This is a genomic window from Protofrankia sp. CiP1_Cm_nod4 (assembly GCF_982290645.1).
Map to the genome: position 1 here is coordinate 32,585 of NZ_CEVIVC010000018.1, position 1,007 is coordinate 33,591.

The window sequence follows — 1,007 nt, forward strand, 5'->3', positions numbered from 1 at the left end:
CCGTCCGCTTAAGAACACTGTCGTCCCTGGTGTCCGGGCCGGGCGCGGATCTGTCATCGATCTGTCCGTGGAGCTGGGTGGGTCGCGGGGAGCACCGGGGACTTCGGCCCGCGCAGCCCGCCCGGTGGGCCGAGGCCCGTCCGGTGGGCCGAGGTCCCGACTGGTCACCGGCCGGGCTGACGGTACCGCCCGCGGGGCGGCTCACCCGGAGCGGGCCTGCGGTTCCGGCGGTCTCCACGAACGGTTGTGACGCTGCGTGTGCGTCCGGGTGGTTCATCCGGAGTCGTCCGTCGGCTCCGAGGCCCGGCCGGGGCAGGTGGACGCCGGCCGGGCGTCCACCGTGGGTGCCGGCGGGGTGCCCGTCACCGGCGACTCGACCTGTTCGGCGGGCAGCCAGAGGCGCTCCCAGCCGCCCATCCGCAGCAGCGCGTCGATCAGCCCGCCGGTGAAGCCCCAGATGAACATCTCCTGGACGCGGAAGGCCGGTCCCAGCGCGCCCGTCCTGCGATGACGGACCTGCAGCCGGTTCGCCGGGTCGGCCAGGTGGGTGATCGGTACCCGGACGACCGCGGACGTCTCGCTCGGGTCCACCGGCGCGACCGGGCACGGTGTGTGCCACCACCCCAGCACCGGCGTCACCAGGAAGTGGCTCGGCGGTATGTAGAGGGCGGGGCCGGTGGCCAGGAGCCGCACGCCGGTCGGGTCGAGGCCGACCTCCTCCCTGGCCTCCCGCAGCGCGGTCGCGGCCGGGGAGGTGTCGGTGGGGTCGGTCGCCCCGCCGGGGAAGGCCGACTGGCCGGCGTGGCTGCGCAGGCTCGCCGCACGTTCGATGAGCAGGATGTCGGGCCCCTGGGGGCCGTCGCCGACCAGCATGAGGACGGCCGCGGGACGCCCGTCGGCCGCGTGCAGCCCGGTCCAGGAAAGCTGGTCGGGATGGGCGGTGCGCAGGGCCGTCGCCAGGCCCGCGAGCCAGGCGGGCACGCCGGCCCCGGCCAGGCTGTCCGTTC

General features: G+C 75.8%; 1 protein-coding gene. It reads right to left on the bottom strand.

Going from position 1 to position 1,007, the window contains the following annotated elements; translation table 11 throughout:
* Positions 1–273: 273 nt before the first annotated feature.
* Positions 274–1,007 (bottom strand): NUDIX hydrolase (locus AC5LSR_RS05985; protein ID WP_493464526.1); only part of this gene is annotated, 734 nt, incomplete at its 5' end.